This is a genomic window from Soehngenia saccharolytica DSM 12858 (genome assembly GCF_059568515.1).
This window is the reverse complement of the sequence record NZ_JCANTN010000072.1, coordinates 1-1,019: the sequence shown is the minus strand read 5'-3', so window position 1 is coordinate 1,019 and position 1,019 is coordinate 1. Positions and strand designations below refer to the sequence as shown.

The window sequence follows — 1,019 nt, the reverse complement described above, 5'->3', positions numbered from 1 at the left end:
TCTTATCTTTGACAGTTGAAGAAAACAAAAAACCTGATATCCATTGGAAACAATGGGTTTCAGGTTTTAAATTTAAGTTAAAAAATTGCACAATGTTATTGGTTTTTTGTTCTTTTAATAATTTTTTTCATTTCTTTTAATGTTACGATTTCATAATCAGTACGAAATCCGAATGCTTCATGTAAATCATCAGTAAAATCTGTGCGTGTATAGGAAGGTATATATCCTTCAGCTTTAACTTCATTAAAGTTCATATCTCTTAAGCCTTCAATAATATCATTACAGGTATATTTTTCGCCAAGTTTCTTTTCAAGAATTCTGTAGATAATAAGAGACAAAAAACATGTCATAAAATGAGCTTCAATTCTGTCATCTCTACTTAAGAATACAGGTCTTGCTTTAAATTCACTTTTCATAATCCTAAAACATTCTTCAATTTCCCATCGTCTTTTATTCACTTTAATAATTTCATTCGCATCATCTTCTAAATTTGTACATACTGCATAAAAACCATCAAATGCCTCTTCTTTTAATATCAACCCTGTATCGATATTGTAACTTTCTTTTTTTGCTTCTTCTCCGTCAGAAGTGTAATGTGTTTTTTCAATAAATCTCTTAAAATCATTTTGATTTGTCTTTTTTAATTTTGTTGGATTTGTATTTATCAATTTTAAAGCACGCTCAACTTGTGAATTGCGAACCTTTCTTTGGTAAAGCTTTTGTTTAATAGAATAGGTTACAATCATTTTTTGCTCTAATCCATCTTCTTTTATCCAGCGTTCTTTGTAAAATATTTTATCTATATATTTTTCTTCATCAAGCTCAGCAATATTGTAAGAATTATTGTCCTCAGAAAGATGCCAGTCTTCTGGATTAAGGGCCCAATCCTTAAGATAGCCTTTTAATTTTTTAATTGATTGAGTTGTAATAAAAGCACGGTCATCTTTATCATTGAATTTTCTGTTAACATTAGATGCAAGCCCTGCATCTGTACACACTACAAACTTTGAAAGATTAAA

At 28.9% G+C, this 1,019-nt stretch carries 1 protein-coding gene; it reads right to left on the bottom strand.

Annotated features, from left to right (window positions below; genetic code table 11):
- Positions 1-95: 95 nt before the first annotated feature.
- The coding region (locus BO51_RS10090) for an IS1634 family transposase (protein ID WP_496486317.1) at positions 96-1,019 on the bottom strand (924 nt) is incomplete at its 5' end.